The sequence below is a fragment of the Bacillus sp. 2D03 genome (assembly GCF_003946765.1).
Classification (GTDB): domain Bacteria; phylum Bacillota; class Bacilli; order Bacillales; family Bacillaceae_G; genus Bacillus_A; species Bacillus_A cereus.
Genome location: NZ_RPSJ01000012.1, coordinates 1 through 24022, shown reverse-complemented (window position 1 = coordinate 24022; position 24022 = coordinate 1). Strand labels below are relative to the sequence as shown.

Genomic DNA, 24022 nt, shown 5'->3' with positions numbered 1-24022 from the left:
GGCTCCTCCTAGTAAATAACCGATATATTATATATCTATATAATATACTATTTTCCACAAAAAGTAAAGTTAAACATACATTGGAAAAGCACTTATTTTATTGATAATTTGTACGTTCCATCGCCATTATCATATTTATATACATACAAATAATACTTACCTGGTTTTGCATTCATTTTTGCCTCTATATGATTTCCATTAGCTTGACCGTAAGCTGCATAATTTTGCATATCTGATTCATGGTGCAGCACCCATGTCATCCCGATTCCATACTCATTTAAAACGGAAATATCGATATCTTTCGCTGATGCTACATTAAATGTATAAACATCAGTATGATCTCCGCCGATAAGGCTACCTTTTATAGTAGTGTTTAGCCCAATATAATTCGCTTCTTCTGGAAGATTATTTGGTTCTGATTCTGTTAAACTTCCATCTTTAATCGTAACAGTTGTTTCACTTCTGCTCTCTTTGCCTTTATCATCTTTTACTCTTAACGATACTTTATAAGAACCTTCTCTTTCATATACATGTGCTGGATTCACTTCTGCACTTGTGCTTCCATCTCCAAATTCCCATAAATAAGAAACAATTTTTCCATCTTCATCGTTTGAGCCATCACTTTTAAATTGAATTCCCTCTTTTACAAGACCGCTATAAGGGCCATTTATATTAACCGTTGGAGCTTTATTTTCTCCGTCATCTTTTGCGATTCCATGGAAGACTACATCATATTCAAATTCATTTGAACTATTCACACGATAATTGACGAAGTATGCTGTAACAGTTTTGTAGCCAGTCCATTCTTTTTGCGCCAATTGTTCTAAAGATTCATTTACTCTTTTACTCATTGCTTTCCAATCTTCTGATTCACCTTTTGTGACACTACCTGTATACGTACCTTCTAATGTAAATGTATTAAAGAATTGAGAATTATGTTTTGTCATTTTTGTATCTTTCATAGGCAACGTATCACTAATTTCTTTCTTCACCGCTGCTAACGACTTCGTTGCATGTTCAGCTAAATAATCATCAGCTACTTCTGGTACAGTGTATGTATCTTGATTATCAATTAACTGCTGCATATACTCTTGATACTCTTTATTTAACTTATGATCTTTACTTAGATTTTCACGATATGCATCATAATTTTTCACGTCATTCGCACGAATCAAATCTTGAATTTTATCAAATGTTTCAAACTGATGCGTATATAAGTAAGACTGCAATGCGAACGAGTAATTATAGAAATCCCAAGAACCGTATTTAGCAAATAGTGTACGCTCTGCTGTATAACGGCTTGCAGGATCAGATGATAATCCGCTAATTATACTCTTTCTTGGTACAACGTTATTCGTACGAGTAGATCCTGCGAAAAACTCTGCATTTCCTTCTTGGAACCAAGTTAGCCTTTCATTTTGATACATATCTCCTCTTCCAAATAAACCAGGAACTTCATATCTCCCTTGCAGATAATGAGTAAATTCATGACGGAATAACTCTTCTAAACTATAAATACTTTGCTCTGGTGTACGCTCATATGTAAAGAATGTACCTGTCTCTTCAATATAAATTCCACCGTTGTTTGTTTCATATCCATACAATTGTCTATTTAACTGATATTCATCTGGACTATTATAAATTACGATCGTTAATACATCATCCGCATTTCCTGGCTCTAACGCTTTGTCATTTCCAATTACACGGTGATACTGTGCCTTTACTTCCTTCGCAGCCCAATATAGTCTCTTAATTTTTTCTTCTGATACTTTATCTCCTGTTTTGAACACAATTGATCCATCGTCGAATGTATACGTTTTTGGTAAGTATTGCTCTTTTCCTTCTTTACGTATTTTCTCTAAATCTACTGTATTCCCGCTATAATCTTTACCATTATAATTTGTTGTAATTTGTTCTACCGCAACAAAATACGGTTCACTTAAGCGCGGGTACATATGCATTGCTTGTGTAACAACCTCTAATCCTTTATTTGGATTACTATGAAACGTCCCTAAACGGCTAGCAAAATAAATGCCATTATTAACGAGCCATTTATTTTCTGGCGTTACTTCATTTAGAAGAGCAATACGATTTATTTCATTAATAAACCCATCTACTTTTCCATACCACATCGTTTCATTCGCTTCTTTACGAGCCACAGTTAAGTACGACTGTATATCATAGTCAATACCTTGCATAATATCGTATATTGCTTGTCCCTTCATTCGATCATTTACATAAGTAGTATAATTATCATTGTATTGCTTTAAAATATTCGATGCGTATTGAACCGTTTCAACATCACTTGAAGCATTACTAATTAATTTACCGTATGCAGATACGACTGTATCTTGTTCAACTGTACCAAGCTTAAAATTCGGATTTTTTGCGATCGCTTTTAAAGCAGGTAAACATTTGTCCTGGAAGCTTCTTTCATTTAAGTCGCTTAATTCACTATTATAAAATGCAAGATAAAAAGCTGAACGCAGCACTTCAGTAAACGTTTGAATTCCTTTTGAATCATCTTTCGTAAATGTACTACCTCTATGAGCTAATTCATCTATAATGACTTGCATTTTTCCTTTATCTTTATAAAAAGCCTTTGCATCTTCATTAAATTGGAATAAGTCTGTAATTTGGTGCCACTTAATACTGCCTAACGTTTCAACTAATTCTTGATCATTCATTTTGTTTAAATCAGCCATTGAATAGCTTTCTTTAACTTGCTTTACTGCAGTTTTCTTCGTAATAGATGCTGGTCGCTGTGAAAAATCTCCTACTTTTAAACGTTCTTGAAATGATAAAGTTTCATCAACTTTTGAAATATGTCCAACTTCATCTACCGACTTTTCAATTCCAACCGGTTTCGTTTTCAACACGTTATACGGTACTTTTTCTTCCGCTGCTGCATGAGTTTGAAGTGCGCCTAACGATAAAGCCATTGTACTAATGCTAAGCATCACTTTATTGATCTTTGATTTCTTGTTCATATCCTTGCCCCCTATTTTAATATTCCATTCAAGAATTTAACATAAAATCCGGATGTAACAATATAAAATGCAATATTTCATATTATTTCTTCCTATAATTTGTACATATCGTGAACACATTGCTCTTTACCTCCCTAAAACAAATTGCATCCTTTCACATTATAAAAAGGTAATTTTTTGACAATTAAAAACTTAATTGTTATGATTATTATAATTGTTAACTTTATTAAATAAGGGTGGGATTCTATGATAAAAAAAGAAAACAGTGTATTTTATATCTCCTTCTTGCTAACAACATTATTCATTATATGGGGAATTACCCCAGCAAGTTGGATACAAGGCTACGATTTACAAAGTGTTACATCTTCTTTAAACTCATTTATCCTCAATAAATTTGGGTGGTTTTACTCTCTACTTATGACTACAATGATTATTTTGGCTGCTTATTTAGCATTTTCTAAGTACGGTTCTATTCGTCTTGGTAAAGATGGAGAAAAGCCAAAATATAATTATCCATCTTGGCTATCCATGTTGTTTGGAGCAGGAATGGGGATTGGACTCCTCTTTTATGGAATCGCTGAACCGATTTCACATTTTACAGATCCATTAACAGGAAAAGCGGGGACAGAGGAAAGTGCCAAACTCGCTATGCAATATTCATTTTTCCACTGGGGTCTCTTTCCATGGTCACTATACGCAATGGTCGCTTTAACAATTGCATATTTCACATTCCGCAAACAAAAAGGTAGCACTATCGGGGCTACAGTTACTCCATTATTTAATCGATCGAAAAATTCTCGTATCGGAAAAACAGTCGATATTTTAGCTGTTTTAGCCACAGTATTTGGCATTGTACCATCTGTTGGGATTGGTGCTCAACAAATTGCTGGAGGATTAAGCTATTTATTCCCTTCTATTCATAACACTTTACTTACACAGCTCGTACTTATCGCCATCTTCGCCGTTTTATATTTAACGAGTGCACAAACTGGCTTAGATCGTGGGATTAAATATTTGAGTAACTTAAATTTCTCTCTTGCAGGTATTTTACTCGTCTCCTTTTTATTTTTAGGGCCAACCGTATTTATTATGAAATATTTCACATCTACACTCGGTTCTTATATTGGAGCTTTGCCTAGTATGGGATTAAATTTAGGAGCATTTAATGAAAAATCTTCTTCTTGGATTGAAAACTGGACTATTTTCTATTGGGGATGGTGGATTTCTTGGTCTCCATTCGTCGGTACATTCATCGCTCGTATTTCTAAAGGGCGCACAATAAAAGAATTTATTTTTGGAGTTGTATTAGTCCCAACTCTTATCTGTACATTTTGGTTTGCAGTGTTTGGTGGTACCGCAATCCATATGGAAATGTTCCAATCGCTTGGAATAGCTGATGAAATTGCAAAAAATGGTACAGAGATTGGATTATTTGCTGTTATTTCACACCTACCATTCTCTACATTTTTAACGATTATCGGGTTAATTTTAGTAGCCACATTTTTCGTTACTTCTGCCGATTCAGCAACATTTGTTGTTTCAATGCAAACGAGTAACGGAAGTTTATCACCGAAAAATAGTTTAAAACTTATATGGGGATTAACAATCGCGATAATTGCCGCTATTTTATTACAAGCTGGAGGATTAAATGCACTACAAATCGCAGCTATAATTGCTGCGCTACCATTTTCTATTGTAGTCGTTCTTATGGTTACTTCACTCTTTAAAGAGCTACGAAAAGAAGATGTTAATTTGCAAACGAAAGAAGTGCCGAAAAAAATAAAAAAGGTTATGTAACGATTGGCGCCTCAAATCACTTCTAAATCCGTAATAAAACCCATTCATATGAATGGGTTTTTCACTCTATTATATAGTGTTGTAAACATGCTTTTTCCTCAAAACCTACTTTCTTGTACAATTTCATCGCATGATCATTATTCGTATTCAAACATAGTACTATCTCTCTCATCCCTTGGAAAGAGAAAATATACTGAATTGCCCCTTGCAATATCCGCTCTCCGACACCTTTTCTTCTACTATTTTCAGCGGTTGCAATAAATTCAATATTCGCTTCATGAAACTCCGGATTTACTTCAACATATACATAACCTTCTAACTTACCATTCTTCATACTTACAAATAATTTATTCGTATCACTTAAACGTTCAATGATTTCATTTCCTTCATAATATGTATTAGGAAAAATATTATTATGTAAAACAATAAACTGCTCAAATACTTGTTGAGATGCTTCCTCTACTTGATTTATTGTACATTGCTCCACATTAGTTTTCTTTAAAATTAAAACGCTATGTTTCTCTTGTTTTTTAGCTTGTAAATATTTCATAAAGTCGATACCATTACTATTTTTCACGTGATAAAATCCATGAAACTTTTGAATATGAAGTGGAATTTTCTCGATAAGTTTCTTCCACATACTTAAAGCAATCTCTCCCCAATTCGAAGCTATAATAAAAGGCCCCCAAATCTCCGCACTTTCGCTTATCTCATCTATATCAAATCCTAATACACCTACAATTTCATTATTATCATTATAAGAAACGACAAAAGACTTCTCCCACCCTATATCAGAAAAACCATGAAGAATAGCGTCCAATATTTCTTCATGATTTTCCCCGCAATAACCAACATGCTGCGTAATATCTTTATTCATCATCGAAATAAATTCTGCAGCTTCTTCGATCTTTGAAATAGAATTAATATGCATAACTTCCCCTCCTTTTCTAATACACTTAGACAATCACTAGTAATATCCTTCTCTAGTAAAAAAAGACATCATCATATGCATGTTTCTAATAAAACCGCCATGATAATGTCTTCTCAAAAAAGCAAAAATTAATTATATATAATAATAAGATTAAACGTTATTTATTTCTTAAATAATCTCTTTCTAAATACGAACATACTTAGTGCGGAAAGAACAAGTGTTATGCCAGAAAGTAAAGTCGAAGTGCTAGCTTCACCGCCTGTTGATGGTAAAAATTTCTTGCCTTCCTCTGGCTTATTAGTATGTTGTTTATTTAAAGTGTCTGCTTTTCTTCCCTCGTTTTCAAAAACTTGATTATTCCCTTTTGGCTCTTGATCCAATCCTGTTGCTGATTCTTTTACTTCTTTCTTTGGTTCTTTCGCTTCTTTTGTTGGCTCTTTTACTTCTTCTTTTGTTCCTTCAACTTCTTTTACCGGCTCTTTCACTTCTTCTTTTGTTCCTTCAACTTCTTTTACCGGCTCTTTCACTTCTTCTTTTGTTCCTTCAACTTCTTTTACCGGTTCTTTCACTTCTTCTTTCGATCCTTCAACTTCTTTTACCGGTTCTTTCACTTCTTCTTTCGATCCTTCAACTTCTTTTACCGGTTCTTTCACTTCTTCTTTCGATCCTTCAACTTCTTTTACCGGTTCTTTCACTTCTTCTTTTGTTTCTTCAACTTCTTTTGTTGGTTCTTTCACTTCTTCTTTTGCTTCTTCAACTTCTTTTACCGGTTCTTTTACTTCTTCTTTTTCCACTATATTCTGTATAACTGTTCCGTTAAACCTTATGCTAATTTCATCAGAATCTAAATCAAATTTATACACCTTTTCACCTGGCGTATTCCATTTTATTACTCCGTTATTAAACGTCCCTCCCTCACTTGTCAATTGAATATTTTCAATACTTTCTCCTTCTAAATCATATACAGGAACTTGAATTTCTTCGTTTATTTTTGCATCATTTAAAATGATATTTTGTCTTCCAACATCAATTGTAAACCACTGCCCTAATTGTATTAACGGCCTGACATCACGAATCTCATTCCCAACTAGATTTAAGCTAAATAAGTTTAGCATGGAACCAATAACCGTTACATCTTTAATATGATTGTCCGCAAGATTTAACCACTGTAAATTTTCCAATGAAGATAGTGGTGTTATATCTTCAATTTGATTATGAGATACATTCACATTATTCAATTGTTTCAAGTTTGAGATGAACTCAATATTTTTCAGGCCTACTCCTTCTAAAGTGAGTTTTTCTAAGTTCGTCATGTACTCTAAACCTGTTATATTTTTTATCTCATTTCCATTTTCTTTAGGTATCTCTAATTTTTTGATCTGTAATAAATCTTCTTTTGTAATAGGAGCGTTTAAATTCTCTCTACCTAAATTCTCTTTATTAATATGTTTTTGTAAAGTTTTATCGAGAATTACATTTTCCTTTTGTTCATTATCCTCTTTTATTGTTTCCTTGATTTCATCTAATCTTTCAACAACATTTTGAATTACTGTTCCATTAAACTTAATACGATTCTCTTCTGGCTTTATATCCAACGTAAATTCATATGTTTTTTTACCAGTAGTCCCCCATTTAACAGAACCATTATTAACGATCCCATCTTCACTCTTCAATTGAATAGTATCAAGTGGCTCTCCTTGTAAATTATAGATAGGTATTTTAACTTCCTTATCTTTTTCTACATTATCTAAAAAGATTTTTTGTCTTTGAATATCGATATATATTCTTTTTCCTAGCTCTTGAACAGGTCTAACATCACGAATTTCATTTGAACCTAACTTTAAATCATATAAGTCTGTTAAGTGACTAAGTGGCGTTATATCTGAAATATAGTTTTCTTCTAAATTAAGTGATTGTACAGTAGATAATCTTGATAAAGGTTCGATGTTTTCTAATTCATTTTTAGCAAGATCTAACTCTACTAATTTTTTCATTGATGTAATATGTTCAATATTTGTAAGTCCATTGTTACTTAAAGATAAGTTTTTTACATTTTTCAATTGCTCAATTCCAGCAAGGTTATCATTACTAATTTGATTATTTGCCACAGTCAAAGTCCTTAAAGATTTCACTGTAAATAATGGTTTAATATCTTTTATATAATTACTATTTAAATCTAGCATTTTAATCTTCTTCATTTGGCTTAATGGGCTTAAATCTGAGATTTTATTGTTTCTCAAAGTTAAAAACTCAATATGCTCTAACTTAGCCAAAGGTCCAATATCTTCAAGTTCACCATAGGTTATACTTAATGATTTCAATTGTCTCAAGTCCGAGATAAATTTTATATTTTTTAACTTAACTTCTTCCAACGTTAAGTTTTCTAAGTTCGTCATATATTCTAGACCACTTACGTCTTTTATTCCTTTACTTTTAGCTTCAACGACTATTAAGGATTTAACTTTTAATAAATCTTCCTTAGTTATTGGGGTATCTAGATTTTCTCTATTTAAATTATATTTATTAATATGCCTTTGTAGTTGCTTATCTACTATTACATTTCCAATTTCATCTTGTTGATCCACTTTATCCTCTTTATTTTCCTTTTGTTTTTCTGGAACATTGTTCTCTAAATTCAATGTATTTACTTCAAACTGTACTTGATACTTATTGTCATAGGCCATCGTTGGAATATAAATATGCATTTGCATATTGTATCTTTTTCCTAATTCTCCAACTTCAAATTGAATAACCTTCGTCCCATTTTTCTTTTTGTCTTCTGATATGACCTTTACATCATGAAACACACCTGGAGTGTGAATATCCTCTGTCTTCAAGTATTGAAAGAAATCACTATCACTTAACGTTGCTGTTACAATTTTCTTTCCATTCTCAATTGTTAATTTCGGATCCTTTATATAAACAGCTGCCATAGACTCTTCATTTGTTTTATCTTTATACGCTTTAATAACAGCGTCATATGTACCATCTTCTAAACCTTGTCCCGTTTTATTCGCCTCAATTGCTACTGCCGCTAAAGCAGGTGTTGAATAAACAGCAAACGGAAGTGATAACGCCGCCGCTATAATCATTGCATTTATACGTTTTCTTTTATTTTGTTTCAATTTTACATCTCCTTCAAAATATATAATTCGAAATGTAATCATTTCTCGAATAAATGATAATGATTTTCATTATCATTATCAACTAGAAAAATAAAAAGTTTACAAAAAAAGAACCTCTTTAAAAGAGGTTATGCCATTTTCTCACCTGATTCTTCTCTAAAAAAGCTTTTCATCGCATGAAATACGTCTGCTTTCTGCTTTAAAATATAGTATCTAAAGTTTTCATCTTTAATATTTTTATAGGCTGACATGAGTGTACTATGGCGGTTATACTGATTCACTTCCCCATACCCAAACATATTACACTTCTTCATTAGCTCTTCAACAAGTTTTACACATCTAGCATTATCTGATGTTAAATTATCACCATCTGAAAAATGGAATGGATAAATATTATAGCGGTCTGGTGAATATTTATTATCGATAAGTTCGAGTGCTTTTTTGTATACAGAAGAACAAATCGTTCCGCCACTTTCTCCTTTTGAGAAAAACTCTTCCTCTGGAACTACTTTTGCCTCCGTATGATGGGCAATAAATTCAATATCTACTGTTTCATACTTTGTGCGTAAAAATCTTGTCATCCAGAAAAAGAAGCTACGTGCCATATATTTCTCCCATATTCCCATCGATCCACTCGTATCCATCATCGCTAATACAACAGCTTTTGAATCTGGCTTTAATACTTCATTCCAAGTACGGAACTTTAAGTCTTCTTGGTGAATTGGATGAAAAGATGCTTTACCACTCATTGCATTTCGTTTATATGCGGATATCATTGTTCGTTTCTTATCGATATTTCCCCATAATCCTGTTTTTCTAATGTCATTAAATTCAACATGTTCAATCCGGTTTTCATCCATTTCTTTTCTCTTTAAATTAGGCAGTTCTAACTCTCTGAAAAACGCTTGCTCTAATTCTAAAATAGAGACTTCAGCTTCATAGTAATCTTCCCCAGCTGCATCTCCTGCTCCTTGCCCTTTTCCTGGCCCTTTTTGTTTTTGACCACCTGATCCATCTCTCGCAACGACATCACCAACTTTGCTGTCACCGTTTCCTTGCCCAACATGTTTATTTTTATCATAATTGTATCTAATCTTATATTCATCTAGAGAACGAATTGGTATTTTTACAACATCCTTGCCATTAGACATAACTATACTTTCTTCTGTTACAAGATCGGGTAAATTATTCTTAATTGCCTCTTGTACTTTTTCTTGATGGCGCTGTTGGTCGTCATATCCTTTGCGATGGAGGGACCAGTTTTCCTGTGAAATCGTATAATTTGGTTGATTTTCTTCGCCCATTCCTTTCCCTCCTTACTGTAATTGTCTTCCTGTATGAACAGCAATCTATAAATTTTGTTCTGTAATGTGCAAGCTAGAATGTTTGAAAGGTAACTGCCCACAGAAAATCATCCCATAAACATTTATAACGTTTTTCATACAATACCCCGAGCATCCTAAACAAAATTTTGCCACTCACATAATAGAAAGAAATATTCAGCCACTGATAAGAAAGAAACACAATGCATTGTTGCACATATTTTTACTTTGCAACATATTGTATTGTGTTGGCTTTTTTCGTATGAATGGTTGGTTACTCTATCATATGCATATTGTAAAAATAATTGACAATAAATTCATAAAATTGCATCTTAATTTATTACATTTGGACAAGGTATGACACTTTATACACATATGAACGGATAATAAAACGCTGTCCCGCAAAATACAAGAGACAGCGTTTTGTTATCAAACTATCTGTTTAACAAGCTACCTACATAGCGTAGTAATTCATTTGCTGAAGAAGAATTATAGCCATGCTCATCAATTAAACGCGCAACAACATCATTGATTTTCTTAAGCTGATTTTCGTCCGGCGTTTTCGTTGATGTTGTAATTTTCACTATATCTTTTAAATCAGCAAATAGTTTTTTCTGAATCGCTTCACGAAGACGTTCATGTGAATTATAATCAAAGCGTTTTCCTTTACGGGCATAAGCAGAAATGCGAATTAAAATCTCTTCACGGAACGCTTTCTTAGCATTTTCTGAAATTCCAATTTGCTCTTCAATTGAGCGCATTAATTTTTCATCTGGACTCATTTCTTCTCCTGTTAACGGATCACGTAATTTCGATTTATTGCAGTACGCCTCGACGTTATCTAAGTAATTATCCATAAGCGTCTTAGCTGATTCTTCATATGAATAAACAAACGCTTTTTGTACTTCTTTCTTCGCGATTTCATCGTATTCTTTTCTCGCTAATGAGATGAAATTCATGTAACGTTCACGGTCTTCATTACTAATGGATGGATGCTGATCTAGCCCATCTTTTAAAGATCTAAGTACATCTAACGCGTTAATAGATGGTACCTCTTTTCGAATGATTGTAGACGAAATTCGGTTAATGACATAACGAGGATCAATACCCTTCATACCTTCATCTTGATATTCGCGTTGTAATTCTTCTACATCAATCGCATTATAACCTTCTACCGTTTCTCCATCATACAAACGCATCTTTTTAATTAAATCAATATCCGGACGCTTCGGATCTTTTAAACGAGTTAAAATAGTGAACATTGCTGCAACGCGAAGTGTGTGTGGTGCAATGTGAACATTCGATACATCACTTTCACGAATCATTTTTTCATAAATATGTTCTTCTTCACTTACTCGTAAATTATAAGGAACTGGCATTACAATAATTCTTGAGTGCAATGCTTCATTTTTCTTATTTGCTATAAATGAGCGATACTCTGTTTCATTCGTATGCGCTACAATTAATTCATCTGCTGAAATAAGCGCAAATCTTCCCGCTTTGAAATTCCCTTCTTGCGTAAGTGATAATAAGTGCCATAAAAACTTCTCATCGCATTTTAACATCTCTTGGAACTCCATCATTCCTCGGTTTGCCTTATTTAATTCTCCATCAAATCGATACGCACGCGGATCTGATTCTGAACCATATTCTGCAATCGTAGAAAAGTCCAGACTACCTGTTAAATCTGCAATATCTTGTGATTTTGGATCAGACGGGCTAAATGTACCAATCCCTGTACGGCGATCTTCAGAGAAGAAAATACGCTCTACAACTACATCCTCAATTCTTGATCCGTATTCTTGCTCTAAACGCATGACATTTAGTGGTGATAAATTCCCTTCAATTCTAACCCCATACTCATCAAAGAAATCATCTCGTAAATGATGTGGAATTAAATGCAGTGGATCCTCGTGCATTGGGCATCCTTTAATTGCAAAAATTGCTCCGCGATCTGTTCTTGAATATGTTTCTAATCCTCGTTTCAACATTGTAACTAACGTTGATTTCCCTCCACTAACAGGACCCATTAATAATAAAATTCTTTTTCTAACATCTAATCGTTTTGCAGATGGATGAAAATATTCCTCTACAAGACGTTCTAGAGCATCCTCTAATCCAAAGAGCTGATTACTAAAGAAGTTATACTTTCTTCTACCATCAACTTCTTCAATTCCAGCATCTTTTATCATATTGTAAATGCGAGAGTGTGCTGTTTGAGCCACCCATGGTCTTTCTTTCACAAGCTCCAAATACTCCGCAAACGTACCTTCCCATTGTAAACGCTCTTCTGCTGCTCGATGCTGTTCAATCTTTTTTAGAATATCCATTATAGCTCCTCCCCCATCTCCTTGTTCAATCGGATTATTATAAAAGGTATGCTAGGATGTCCTTAAACATTCTTTAAATCAAAACGAAATATATAATAGCACACTAAAATTCTCTCCAAAATTCAAAGAAAATTCTGTATAATATAGGTATTAACGTTTTTACACTGCTATTCATTATAAATAAATTCTTTTCTTCTAAGAACCTTACATACATTTTGGGTAATAAATAAAACTCATGAACCGAAAAAAGTAAGGAGGATATTAGTATGAAATTATTATTAATTTTAGGTGTATCACTCACATTTCTTACAGCTATTTTTACATCCGGTTACAATGACAAACCAGGTACACATAAAAAATGATGTGCTTTTAGCACATCATTTTTTTATTTATAATACATATTTTCCATATCATATTTGGATAGTGGTCGGCTATAATAATAACCTTGTACAAGCTTCACATTCTTTTCTTTCAAAAACTGTATTTGCTCCTTTTTTTCTACTCCTTCTGCAATTACATTTAATTCTAAAGTATGAGCTAAATGAATAATTGCAGCTGTAATATTCGTATCACGTTCATCTATATGTATACCTTCCATAAAAGAACGATCAATTTTTAAAGTATCAATTGGATATGTTTTTAAATAACTTAAAGATGAATAGCCTGTTCCAAAATCATCTAAATGAATCTTTAAATTTTTCTCTTTTAATTGTAGTAATACTCTCTTCGATATATCTTTATGTATAAGAGCTCCTTCTGTAACCTCTATCGCTAATAAATGAGTTGGTACATTGTACTTATTTAAAGCCCGTGTAATCATCTCTATTAATGTAATAGAACGAAAGTGTCTAGCTGAAATATTAACTGCAATTGGGACCACATCATACCCTTTATTTAACCATTCGCGCAATTGCTGACACACTTGATTTACTACCCATTCATCCAGCTTAATAATAAATCCTGTTCTTTCTGCCAACGGAATAAATTGGTTTGGAGAAACAAATCCTAATTCCTTATTCTCCCACCTTATTAAAGCTTCCATACTAGCTATTTTTTTCGTTTCAATATTAATTTGTGGCTGATAATATAAGAAAAATTCATTTTTTTCTATAGCACGATGTAACTGGTTTTCTATTATAAACCTTTGTTCACGCTCACAGTCTAATCCACTACAATAAAAATGATAATGTCCTTTTCCTTTTTCTTTTGCTTTTTCTAAAGCAGCATCGACTCTCTGAAATAGTATTTTTTCATCTTCTCCATCTGCTGGAGCCATTACAATTCCAATTGACGCACTTAAATATACATCTTCTTCTTCGATTACAAAATATTCACTAATATTTTTCAGTATGCTTTTTGCAACTTCCTCTACATATTCTTTCGTTATATTTTCTATCAACATAACAAATTGATCATCGTGTTCTCTAAATAAGTGCATATCTTCTATTTTTAGATTGCTTAAACATTCTGTAACTTTTTGTAATACTTTATCTCCCTCTTTATGACCAAATGTATCATTAATACGATGAAACTCATCTAAATCTATAAATACAAGTGCAAAATTTACACTCTCATTTAAAAAAGTATTTAACTTATTTGTACATGAAATTCTATTCATTAATCCCGTTAACTGGTCATAGTAAGCTAAATATTCTGTTCGCATTTCGTTTAATACTTGCCTTGTAACATCTCTCGTAACAATATAAATCCCAACAATTTCACCGTTCACAATAATCGGGATAGTTCTCAAAGAAATATATAGCTCGTACCCTTCTTTATGAACATATTTCTTTGAAACAATTTGTTTTGCTTTTCCTTGCATCGATCCCTTAAATATAATTTGAAAATCTTTTTCATATTCTTTATTAATGAATTCAAAAATAAATTTATTATTTAATTCCTCATACCGGTATCCAAATATTTCATACGTTGCCGGATTTGCATATGTAACTCTCCCTATAGAATCTATAGATATAATTGAGTCATTATTATATTCCAGTAACGACTTAAATAACATTTGTTTTTCCTCTATCTCTGTCTTCTCCTCAATTTGAGCTGTAATATCTCTTGTAATACAAATAACAAATTGACATATTCCTTCTTCGTCGCAGACAGGATTAAGTGAAGATTCATAATGTATCTCACCTTTTGGTAAATTGACTACATCACAAAAGGTATGTGCTTTCGCTTCTCTCACTACTTTTGCATATTGCCTTTGCAATATCCCCGCTATATCTTTTGGTAATACTTCTGCAAAAGTTTTTCCATAGCACTCTTCGCTTAACCTAGCATAATCCATTCCTATTTTATTCACATACATATATTGAAACGTTTCATTATCAATAACTTTCAATATGAATACTAAATCTTGAATAGCATGTAATAATCCTTGTCTAATTAAATCCATATCTATCATACTTAAAAAGGTATTTTGATTACTATATTCTTCCTTCATATTTATCTCAACCCGTCTTATCTATTTTTAATCATATATCCCATTCTATATGATTATGTCCTCTCTTTTAAATGTATGATTATATATTATTTTTATTTTATAAAAAAAGTCGCCATATGGCGACTTTTAATAAACGATTTCTAAATCTAATCCAGGGTAATTTTGTTGACGGAACGCTTCATAAATTAAAATTGCTGCTGTATTAGATAAATTTAATGAACGTACTTTATCTGTCATTGGAATACGTAAACAATGATCAAAGTTTTCTTCGATTACATTAGCTGGTAAGCCGTTTGTTTCTCTTCCAAATACAAAATAGTAATCCTTCTCGCGCTTGCTATAGTCAAACGCTGTATGAGCTTTCTCGCCATACTTTGTTAAATAGAAGAATTCACCGTCTTTATTTTTTTCATAAAATTCTTCAATTGAATCATAATACGTAATTTTTACGTGCTGCCAATAATCTAATCCTGCACGCTTTAACATTTTATCATCCGTTGAAAATCCAAGCGGTCTAATCAAATGTAATTCTGTTCCAGTTGCTGCACAAGTACGAGCAATATTCCCTGTATTTGCTGGAATTTCTGGCTGATATAAAACAACATGTACTCCCACGCGATATTCACCTCTGTTTTTTGTCTACTACGTATTATACCACTTGAGCGAAAAATCTCTACCCATTAATAATATGAAAGAATTTATATTTCATTTGTGGTGTATATTTACTAGAGTCTTCATAGTTCCAATAACGTCGACGGCTATTCGCTGAATGTGCATTTACAAGCGGCATACCATCTGCATCTTTTGCTACTACAATCGTCGTATGATTCCATCTTCCGTCATCCTCGAAATCATAAGCAATGACATCTCCAAGAATAAGTTCTTCTGGCCTTTCTACCGCCTCTGCTCGAAGTCCTGTTGTAGCACCTGACAAATACCAATAAAAAGAATGTGCAACAGCCCAGCTCCAGCTCCACTGATTCTCCCTTTGCCACCATCCTTTACGAATATTAGGATACCCGCTCATAGGTACTTCTCCAGTATGAAGACATTGAGAAATGAAATTCGTACAATTATCAGGGAAATTACGATACATAGGATTTCGGTCATCCCACCAACGCTCTGCATATTTCACTGCCTCTAAACGATTATACTGATAAGAACCGTACTTCTCTTTCGTAATTTCCCTTTCTAATGTCTCACCCATTCTAATTTCTTCTGACACTTCAATAGCATAATCGCCTATAATCCGACTATTATTTAAACAAACTCTTCGTTTTAATTGTTCCTCTTCAATATAAAATAATTCTTTATGCTTAATTAAATATTTAAAATGTATTTGATAATCAATTTCTTGATGGTCATTACTATTTAATTGTCTAATGAAAGAAACATCCGCAGTTGCTTTCACTATATGTGCACTACGTCTTTGAAACAATTGTTTCTTTCTCAGTGCCATTTGTAGTAAATCCTCAGCAATACCATCCACATTCGTTCTTTTCTCCGTTATATATGCTAAAAATTGTTGTACTTGGTTTTCAATCTTCGTTTTTACAACCATTCTGTCTCCCTCCCATATTACAATATGAAAAAGGGAAATATTATCTACTCTTTTTTCTGTGCTAACAATTCAAGCCCGCGATTCATTTCATGAAGCACTTCTTCATCTTTCTCACGTTCCATCGCTTTCTCAATCGCTTCGCCTACTCCATCTCCGCCAATTTTCCCAAGTGCCCATGCTGCCGTTCCGCGTAGTACTGGTCTTGGGTCATCTTTCATAACACCAATTAAATCAGGAATTGCCGATGCTTCTTTAAAATGTGCTAATGCTAAAATCGCATTTCTTTGCAGTGGCTTTTTCCCTCTCCATGACCCTGACATAATCCCATATTTCTCTTTAAAATCACGATTACTAATTGTTAAAAGTGGCGTTAATAATGGTTTAACTAGCTCAGGATCCGGCTCCATCTCAGGATGATTATGAAAATCCATTCCTTTGTTTTTCGGGCAAACAGTCTGACACGTATCACATCCATATATACGATTTCCTATTTTATCGCGATATTCTTCAGGTAGGAATCCTTTCGTCTGTGTTAAAAACGCAATGCACTTCTTCGAATCTAACTGTCCCCCCTGTATTAAAGCACCGGTAGGACAAATATCGATACATTTCGTACAGCCCCCGCATTGATCTTCTATCGGCTTATCTGGCGGGAATGGAACATTTGTAATCATTTCCCCTAAGTATACGTACGAACCAAATTCAGGTGTAATAATAGAGCAGTTTTTACCGCTCCATCCAATGCCTGCACGCTCTGATACAGCTCGATCACTTAATTCACCTGTATCAACCATGGACTTCACTTCTATATCCGGAAGTTTTTCAATTAAATATGCTTCTAATTTTTGCAAACGATCTCGTAAAACAAGATGATAATCTTGTCCCCAAGAAGCACGACAAAAAATCCCACGGCGTTCTCCACGCTTACTTAATGGTGCATTTTTTAATTTTGAAGGATATGCTAAAGCAATCGCAATAATTGATTTAGCACCCGGTAATAACAGTTGCGGATTCGTTCTCTTCTCTATATCAGGCTCTTCAAATCCAGATTGATAATTTAATTGTTGTTGCTGGATTAAGCGCTGCTTTAATTCCTCAAAAGGAGAAGCACTCGCAAAGCCTATTTTATCTATGCCAATTGTTTTACTATACGCAATTACATCTTGCTTTAATTGTTCAAAATCCACTCTTAATCGCCTCCTCAGATGAATCCATCCCTCATGTAACGACTCTATTGGTTAGTAATTCACTTTTGGAATACTATTATTTACTTCTATTTTCGCATGTAATTAGGTTTTTCAAACATTAAAAAACGCAATGCCTCGTTTATCTCGGAAACGAAACACTGCGTTGATCACAATTTATAGAAAAACATTTAATAAAATTTGGAGCGGGTGAAGAGAATCGAACTCTCGACCAGAGCTTGGAAGGCTCTTGTTTTACCACTAAACTACACCCGCAAATATGAATTACATATAAGATATTAGAATAACTTATGTAAAGTAGTATAGCATGTAAAAAAAGTAGAGGCAAGAATTTTATCGAAAAAAGTCGAAAAAGTGATGAGAAACCTCATCACTTTTTCAATTCTTTATCAATTGCCTTCTTCATACTATCAAAATCAGGATTTGCAAGATTTCCGTTTACATATACTGAAGGAGCACCTTGAACTTTTAATTTTTGAGCACGATCTGAGTCTTTACGTACTTTTTCTTTAATGTCTTTACTGTGTAAATCTTTCTTAAATTGCTCTACATCAACTTTCGGCAGTTTCTCTTTCACAATGCTAAGAAGCAAATCTTCTGTAATCCATTCTTCCGTATCTTTCTTTTGATTTTGATAAATCTCATCATAGAAAATCCAGAATGAATCTTTATCTTGTTTATAAATTGCTTCACCAGCTGCTGCACCTAAATCCGAGTCTTTTCCGATAAATGGGAAGTTAATAAAATATAACTGCACTTTGCCTTTATCAATATACTCTTCTTTTAATCGAGGTAATACTGTTACATCCCAAGTACGACAAGCAGGACATTTAAAGTCTCCAAATTCAACTACCTTAACTGGAGCATCATCTTTCCCTAAAGATTGTTGCGTAGAATAAGCAAACATCTCATTCCCTTTATCTTTTTTGTCATTTATGATGCTATACGCAATTGTTCCAATTACAATCAATACTGCGATAGAAAAAACTATACCAAGAGCCATGAGTTTATTTGATTTCATATACATTCCTCTTTAAATTCATATTCTGTATACAGCATTGTACACAATACACATAATATCAACACTTATATACGTCACGCAATGAACACGCTCACATAAATTACAAAAACACAATAATTGTGACGATATTGTGTCACAATTTGTCACAATTTATTCAAAAAAAGAAGCTCCTCTGTAGGAACTTCTCTTAACTTACTGCTTTTTTACGCGCGCTATTTAACATCGACTGCTCTATCTTTATATCATGACGAATTACCAATTTCTCACTAACTGCTTGAACATACTCATCATGGCTTATATAGCCTTCTTTCTCCATTAGTCTCAAAACGACATTTCGTCTCTCTACTGCTTTATCATAATTTTGTGCAGGTGAGTAATAAGCAGGTGCTTTTACTACAGCAGCCATCATTGCACTTTCAGCCAACGTTAATTGGTTCACCTTTTTACCGAAGTAAAGGTTTGCTGCTTTTTCAATTCCCCACGCTCCTTCTCCATAATAAATATTACTTACATATAATTTTAAAATTTCATCCTTCGTAAATGTGCGTTCAATTTTTTTCGTATAAAAAATCTCTTTCCACTTACGAGAAAATGTACGTTCATTTGTTAAAAAGGCATTTTTAGATAGCTGTTGTGTAATCGTGCTTCCTCCTTGCACGACACCACCAGCCTTTATATTCTCAACTGAGGCCCTAATAATTGCTATATAATCTAAACCGTTATGATGATAAAATCTTTTATCTTCTGTCGCAATAAATGCATGTGTTAATGATTCTGGCACCTCTAACTTAGCCGGTACATGTAATTTACTAATATCACTTTTCTCAATCATTACATTTCCAATGAATAATAACGTACAACTTAACAATAATAATAATATAATGGCTTTATAAAAAAGTTTAGTCATTGGATTTAATGCAACTTTTTGATGATAGTTCACCCTAGATAATACTCGTTCTTTCATCTTGAACACCTCTTTTCCACACAGCATATAACTCTTACTTTAAGAATACATTGTTGTAAAAAAATATCCCATCGATTTCTCTTACACGTACCTTACATCATTGTAAGGTATAAAGTGAAACTTTAATGAGCCCTCATCAATCAGGCTTACTGCCCAGCAAATAGTGGGATAAAAAAGTATTGTATCACAGTATTTTTTTATCTACTATTCATCTGAAATATTGAATATAGGTTATGTTAAAGCACGAATAACCAATAAAAGAGAAACCCTTAAGACTATTATATTTTCACTTTACACTTTAATTATATCATCTACAAATATATATACTTTTGACTATCTAGTAATCTAAATGTATATAACATATAGATTTATTATACAGAACAAACGTTCTACAAATCAATACTAGTGCTATTATTATTTTGACCTTTTTCTTAAACAGTATACAAAAAAGAGTAGGGATTCGAATGTATCTCAAATCGGCTACTCTTTTCTTTACAATCTTCCTATTAAATTATATGGCTGTACTTCCCACGTTTCATACGGAATAAAATGTGTTGCACTCATTGCATCAAGCGTTCTGGATTTCATATGAGGACGCGTTATATACTCATCTATGTTCTCTTCATTTAAATCAACAAATTTAGCCTCTTGTATCTCTTCAGGTTGAGTTTTTATTTCACCACTTATATATGCTACTTTAAAAACAACAGCTAGAATATGCATAGAGGTATTATAATAAACCCCTGTAATTCCGATAGGCTTCACCGTTAACCCTGTTTCCTCTTTTATTTCCCTACAGACAGCTTGATCGAGCGCTTCGCCTTCTTCTACCTGTCCTCCTGGCAACTCCCACGTATCAGCTCGCCAGTGCACTTTTGTTAATAACACTTCATTTTTTTCATTTGTTAAATAACCTGCTACAGCAACTATATGCTTTGGTGTCTTATGTTCCATATTAAGCCTCCTAGAAATAATGAATATTTTATATATCCCTATAATCATATTCACTACCTACAACAAAATACCTTTAATACTTCATCACCTTAATTAACTTCATAAAAAAAGACCCTATCCGCTAAGCGAAAAGGGTCTTCTATCGTATTACTCTCCTAAGTCTACGTTGTGATAAACTTGTTGAACATCTTCTAAATCTTCTAATGCATCAACCATTTTCTCAAATTGTGCTTGAGCATCTTCAGGAAGTGTTACATCACTTTGTGCAAGCATTGTTAATTCTGCAACTGTAAACTCCTCAACGCCAGCACCTTTAAGTGCAGATTGTACTGCATGGAATTGATCTGGTTCAGCATACACGATAACAGAATCTTCTTCTTCTAGAATGTCACGTGCATCTACATCTGCTTCCATTAAAATTTCAAGAACTTCATCTGATGTTTTACCTTCAAGGCCGATAACAGCTGTCGCATCAAACATGTAAGCTACAGAACCGTTCACACCCATATTACCACTATTTTTGCTAAATGCAGCTCGTACATCTGCTGCAGTACGGTTTACGTTATTTGTAAGTGTATCTACAATAACCATAGCTCCATTTGGTCCGAATCCTTCATAACGAAGCTCGTCATAATTTTCTTCTGAACCGCCTTTTGCTTTTTCAACTGCACGATCAATAATTGTTCTTGGAACATTGTATGTTTTCGCACGCTCTAATACAACTCTTAGCGCTTGGTTTGATTCTGGATCTGGCTCGCCTTGTTTTGCTGCCACATAAATTTCACGCCCAAATTTCGCGTATATACGGCTTGTATTTGCATCTTTTGATGCTTTTTTGTCTTTAATATTGTTCCATTTACGGCCCATACTTTCCACTCTCTTTCCCGTTTTAAATCTACATAAAAATATTAATATGAAATATAATGTGTGTTCAACACATTTTTAAAAGAAATATAAAAAGTTCATTTTTGATTCATATTACAGACATAATATAAATCACTATCATTTTGTTCTTTCGACAAGTTATATTATACATGAATTCCTACGTTTATTACGAATTTTAGAAGCACATAGTATAATTTAACAAAAAGACTCTAACATTTCTGTTAGAGTCTTTTTATATTGCTGACACCTATTTCCATAATATTCCTATAATTACTTTCTATTGCTGTATAATAAAAATAGGGAAAAATTTGAAGAAAAGAGAGAGGGAGAATTATGACACATTCAAATGAGAAAAAAGCACATAGTCTTAAAGGGATAGAAGAAAAGTTAAACCCAACTATCTATCAAGTGAGATTCATGAAATTAGATGAACCAATTCAATTTGAGTCGTTCCCTGAATTAAAAGATTTAGGGGACTGGTTAAGTACTTCAACGCATATGTGGGCGTGCCACTCAACTATGTATAAGTACAACAGAGAAGGGTTTGAAAAGAAGTTTTTAGAGGTTACAAACTTAACCGTTGATAGTGTACTAATATCTACTGGTGGTATCGGATTCAACTTCATGTCACCGGGGTGGAGAAATTCTCTCTAGAGTACTCGAAAGAAATATTGTATATACAATACTTTTTCTACTTATTTTGTCATGTCATGAAAAGAAAACAAAAAAGCTCTATACTAATTGTATAGAGCTTTTTTACGCCGTTCATGATACCGATGGTCGGGGTCGAACCGACACTCCCGAAGGAACACGATTTTGAGTCGTGCGCGTCTGCCAATTCCGCCACATCGGCACAAAAGAAAAGGCGGCAACCGGATTTGAACCGGTGATAAAGGTTTTGCAGACCTCTGCCTTACCACTTGGCTATGCCGCCATATAAAATTTTATTGGAGCGGAAGACGGGATTCGAACCCGCGACCCCAACCTTGGCAAGGTTGTATTCTACCACTGAACTACTTCCGCAAAAATGGCTGGGCTAGCTGGATTCGAACCAGCGCATGACGGAGTCAAAGTCCGTTGCCTTACCGCTTGGCTATAGCCCATCGAATTCTTACTTAATTATATGTAAGTATCCATTAGATTATTTGTAATTTTTAAAATAAAAATGGGGCGACTGATGGGAATCGAACCCACGAATGCCGGAGCCACAATCCGGTGCGTTAACCACTTCGCCACAACCGCCATGTTGTGTAAATATATTTTGGCAGGGGCAGTAGGAATCGAACCCACACTGGAGGTTTTGGAGACCTCAGTTCTACCTTTAAACTATGCCCCTATGTAAATGGTGGAGGGGGGCAGATTCGAACTGCCGAACCCGAAGGAGCGGATTTACAGTCCGCCGCGTTTAGCCACTTCGCTACCCCTCCGAAACTTACATGGTGCCGGCTAGAGGACTTGAACCCCCAACCTACTGATTACAAGTCAGTTGCTCTACCAATTGAGCTAAGCCGGCGTATTTTATTAAAATAAATGGTGGCTCGGGACGGAATCGAACCGCCGACACGAGGATTTTCAGTCCTCTGCTCTACCGACTGAGCTACCGAGCCTTATTAAAATGGCGGTCCCGACCGGGGTCGAACCGGCGATCTCCTGCGTGACAGGCAGGCATGTTAACCACTACACCACGGGACCATTTGGTTGCGGGGACAGGATTTGAACCTGCGACCTTCGGGTTATGAGCCCGACGAGCTACCGTGCTGCTCCACCCCGCGATAATACTATTCATATAAAATTTATATGGTGGAGGATGACGGGATCGAACCGCCGACCCCCTGCTTGTAAGGCAGGTGCTCTCCCAGCTGAGCTAATCCTCCAAAGTGGTGACCCGTACGGGATTCGAACCCGTGTTACCGCCGTGAAAGGGCGGTGTCTTAACCACTTGACCAACGGGCCAAATATTATAAATCCTATGGCGGAGAGCAAGGGATTCGAACCCTTGATACGCTTGTGACGTATACACGATTTCCAATCGTGCTCCTTCGGCCAACTCGGACAGCTCTCCAATGGCTCCGCAGGTAGGAATCGAACCTACGACCGATCGGTTAACAGCCGATAGCTCTACCGCTGAGCTACTGCGGAATAATATTGCCTGGCAACGTCCTACTCTCACAGGGACAAGGTCCCAACTACCATCGGCGCTAGAGAGCTTAACTTCCGTGTTCGGTATGGGAACGGGTGTGACCTCTCTGCCATCATTACCAGACATTATTCTTTTGAGACAATCATTATTATAACTTATTTACTTTAAAAGTCAACAAGTTTTTTATGTTCTCTCAAAACTAGATAACATTGCTACATATTATATGGTTAAGTCCTCGATCTATTAGTATTCGTCAGCTCCACATGTCACCATGCTTCCACCTCGAACCTATCAACCTGATCATCTTTCAGGGATCTTACTAGCTTACGCTATGGGAAATCT

15 protein-coding genes, 16 tRNA genes and 2 rRNA genes are annotated in these 24022 nt (G+C 34.4%); 2 read left to right on the top strand and 31 right to left on the bottom strand.

Going from position 1 to position 24022, the window contains the following annotated elements; genetic code table 11:
- Positions 1-92: 92 nt before the first annotated feature.
- Positions 93-2990, bottom strand: a complete 2898-nt coding sequence (gene colA / locus EBQ15_RS23385; RefSeq protein ID WP_001036415.1) for a collagenase ColA — start codon at positions 2988-2990, stop codon at positions 93-95.
- 246 nt (positions 2991-3236) lie between these two features.
- On the opposite strand from colA, the gene opuD reads away from it, so the two are divergent.
- The gene (gene opuD / locus EBQ15_RS23380; protein ID WP_000591575.1) at positions 3237-4787 is read left to right on the top strand and encodes a glycine betaine transporter OpuD; all 1551 of its coding nucleotides are present in this window, start codon (positions 3237-3239) and stop codon (positions 4785-4787) included.
- Between the two features lie 61 nt (positions 4788-4848).
- Here the strand turns inward: opuD and EBQ15_RS23375 are convergent, their stop codons facing one another.
- The 13 genes from EBQ15_RS23375 to EBQ15_RS23315 form a co-directional block, all read right to left on the bottom strand.
- Positions 4849-5718: a GNAT family N-acetyltransferase gene (locus EBQ15_RS23375; RefSeq protein ID WP_000547921.1), complete on the bottom strand. Its 870-nt coding sequence runs from the start codon at positions 5716-5718 to the stop codon at positions 4849-4851.
- Between the two features lie 161 nt (positions 5719-5879).
- Positions 5880-8843 carry an NEAT domain-containing protein gene (locus EBQ15_RS23370; RefSeq protein WP_115735449.1) on the bottom strand — a complete coding sequence of 988 codons (2964 nt, stop codon included), beginning with the start codon at positions 8841-8843 and terminating at the stop codon, positions 5880-5882.
- Between the two features lie 128 nt (positions 8844-8971).
- The gene (yhbH, locus tag EBQ15_RS23365) at positions 8972-10147 is read right to left on the bottom strand and encodes a sporulation protein YhbH (RefSeq protein WP_000503518.1); all 1176 of its coding nucleotides are present in this window, start codon (positions 10145-10147) and stop codon (positions 8972-8974) included.
- A gap of 452 nt (positions 10148-10599) precedes the next feature.
- Positions 10600-12495 (bottom strand): PrkA family serine protein kinase, encoded by a 1896-nt coding sequence (locus tag EBQ15_RS23360; RefSeq protein WP_000353273.1) that lies wholly within the window; start codon positions 12493-12495, stop codon positions 10600-10602.
- Between the two features lie 385 nt (positions 12496-12880).
- Positions 12881-14950 (bottom strand): sensor domain-containing protein, encoded by a 2070-nt coding sequence (locus EBQ15_RS23355; protein WP_000657168.1) that lies wholly within the window; start codon positions 14948-14950, stop codon positions 12881-12883.
- 126 nt (positions 14951-15076) lie between these two features.
- Complete coding sequence (trmL, locus tag EBQ15_RS23350) at positions 15077-15565, bottom strand: tRNA (uridine(34)/cytosine(34)/5-carboxymethylaminomethyluridine(34)-2'-O)-methyltransferase TrmL (protein ID WP_000538147.1); 489 nt, start codon at positions 15563-15565, stop codon at positions 15077-15079.
- A gap of 58 nt (positions 15566-15623) precedes the next feature.
- Positions 15624-16511, bottom strand: coding sequence for an amidase domain-containing protein (locus EBQ15_RS23345; protein ID WP_000260592.1), 888 nt, complete (start codon positions 16509-16511; stop codon positions 15624-15626).
- A 44-nt stretch (positions 16512-16555) separates the two neighbouring features.
- Positions 16556-17698, bottom strand: a complete 1143-nt coding sequence (queG, locus tag EBQ15_RS23340; RefSeq protein ID WP_000345215.1) for a tRNA epoxyqueuosine(34) reductase QueG — start codon at positions 17696-17698, stop codon at positions 16556-16558.
- Positions 17699-17897: 199 nt separating this feature from the next.
- A tRNA-Gly gene (locus tag EBQ15_RS23335) sits at positions 17898-17971 on the bottom strand.
- Between the two features lie 115 nt (positions 17972-18086).
- Positions 18087-18737 carry a DsbA family protein gene (locus EBQ15_RS23330; RefSeq protein ID WP_000841306.1) on the bottom strand — a complete coding sequence of 217 codons (651 nt, stop codon included), beginning with the start codon at positions 18735-18737 and terminating at the stop codon, positions 18087-18089.
- 187 nt (positions 18738-18924) lie between these two features.
- A complete protein-coding gene (locus EBQ15_RS23325; RefSeq protein WP_000664715.1) occupies positions 18925-19701 on the bottom strand; it encodes a transglycosylase domain-containing protein in 777 nt (258 codons plus the stop codon).
- A gap of 492 nt (positions 19702-20193) precedes the next feature.
- Positions 20194-20655, bottom strand: a complete 462-nt coding sequence (locus EBQ15_RS23320) for an NUDIX hydrolase (protein ID WP_000400457.1) — start codon at positions 20653-20655, stop codon at positions 20194-20196.
- Positions 20656-20802: 147 nt separating this feature from the next.
- Positions 20803-21522, bottom strand: a complete 720-nt coding sequence (locus tag EBQ15_RS23315) for a YebC/PmpR family DNA-binding transcriptional regulator (protein ID WP_000532952.1) — start codon at positions 21520-21522, stop codon at positions 20803-20805.
- A 351-nt stretch (positions 21523-21873) separates the two neighbouring features.
- On the opposite strand from EBQ15_RS23315, the gene EBQ15_RS23310 reads away from it, so the two are divergent.
- Complete coding sequence (locus EBQ15_RS23310) at positions 21874-22194, top strand: DUF3884 family protein (RefSeq protein ID WP_000149817.1); 321 nt, start codon at positions 21874-21876, stop codon at positions 22192-22194.
- Positions 22195-22311: 117 nt separating this feature from the next.
- Here EBQ15_RS23310 and EBQ15_RS23305 read toward each other — a convergent pair.
- The 17 genes from EBQ15_RS23305 to EBQ15_RS23225 all read right to left on the bottom strand — a co-directional run.
- A tRNA-Leu gene (locus EBQ15_RS23305) sits at positions 22312-22393 on the bottom strand.
- A gap of 10 nt (positions 22394-22403) precedes the next feature.
- Positions 22404-22474: transfer RNA gene (locus EBQ15_RS23300), tRNA-Cys, on the bottom strand.
- Positions 22475-22488: 14 nt separating this feature from the next.
- Positions 22489-22563, bottom strand: a tRNA-Gly gene (locus EBQ15_RS23295).
- Between the two features lie 5 nt (positions 22564-22568).
- Positions 22569-22643: transfer RNA gene (locus EBQ15_RS23290), tRNA-Gln, on the bottom strand.
- Between the two features lie 63 nt (positions 22644-22706).
- Positions 22707-22782: transfer RNA gene (locus tag EBQ15_RS23285), tRNA-His, on the bottom strand.
- A gap of 20 nt (positions 22783-22802) precedes the next feature.
- Positions 22803-22876 (bottom strand) — tRNA-Trp (locus tag EBQ15_RS23280).
- 7 nt (positions 22877-22883) lie between these two features.
- A tRNA-Tyr gene (locus EBQ15_RS23275) sits at positions 22884-22967 on the bottom strand.
- Between the two features lie 10 nt (positions 22968-22977).
- Positions 22978-23053 (bottom strand) — tRNA-Thr (locus tag EBQ15_RS23270).
- Between the two features lie 18 nt (positions 23054-23071).
- Positions 23072-23147 (bottom strand) — tRNA-Phe (locus EBQ15_RS23265).
- Between the two features lie 9 nt (positions 23148-23156).
- Positions 23157-23232: transfer RNA gene (locus EBQ15_RS23260), tRNA-Asp, on the bottom strand.
- 3 nt (positions 23233-23235) lie between these two features.
- Positions 23236-23312, bottom strand: a tRNA-Met gene (locus EBQ15_RS23255).
- Positions 23313-23338: 26 nt separating this feature from the next.
- Positions 23339-23414 (bottom strand) — tRNA-Val (locus tag EBQ15_RS23250).
- Between the two features lie 4 nt (positions 23415-23418).
- Positions 23419-23493 (bottom strand) — tRNA-Glu (locus EBQ15_RS23245).
- A 17-nt stretch (positions 23494-23510) separates the two neighbouring features.
- Positions 23511-23602: transfer RNA gene (locus EBQ15_RS23240), tRNA-Ser, on the bottom strand.
- A 2-nt stretch (positions 23603-23604) separates the two neighbouring features.
- Positions 23605-23679 (bottom strand) — tRNA-Asn (locus EBQ15_RS23235).
- An 8-nt stretch (positions 23680-23687) separates the two neighbouring features.
- Positions 23688-23803 (bottom strand): 5S ribosomal RNA (rrf, locus tag EBQ15_RS23230).
- 100 nt (positions 23804-23903) lie between these two features.
- Positions 23904-24022 (bottom strand): 23S ribosomal RNA (locus EBQ15_RS23225); the annotation flags it as partial.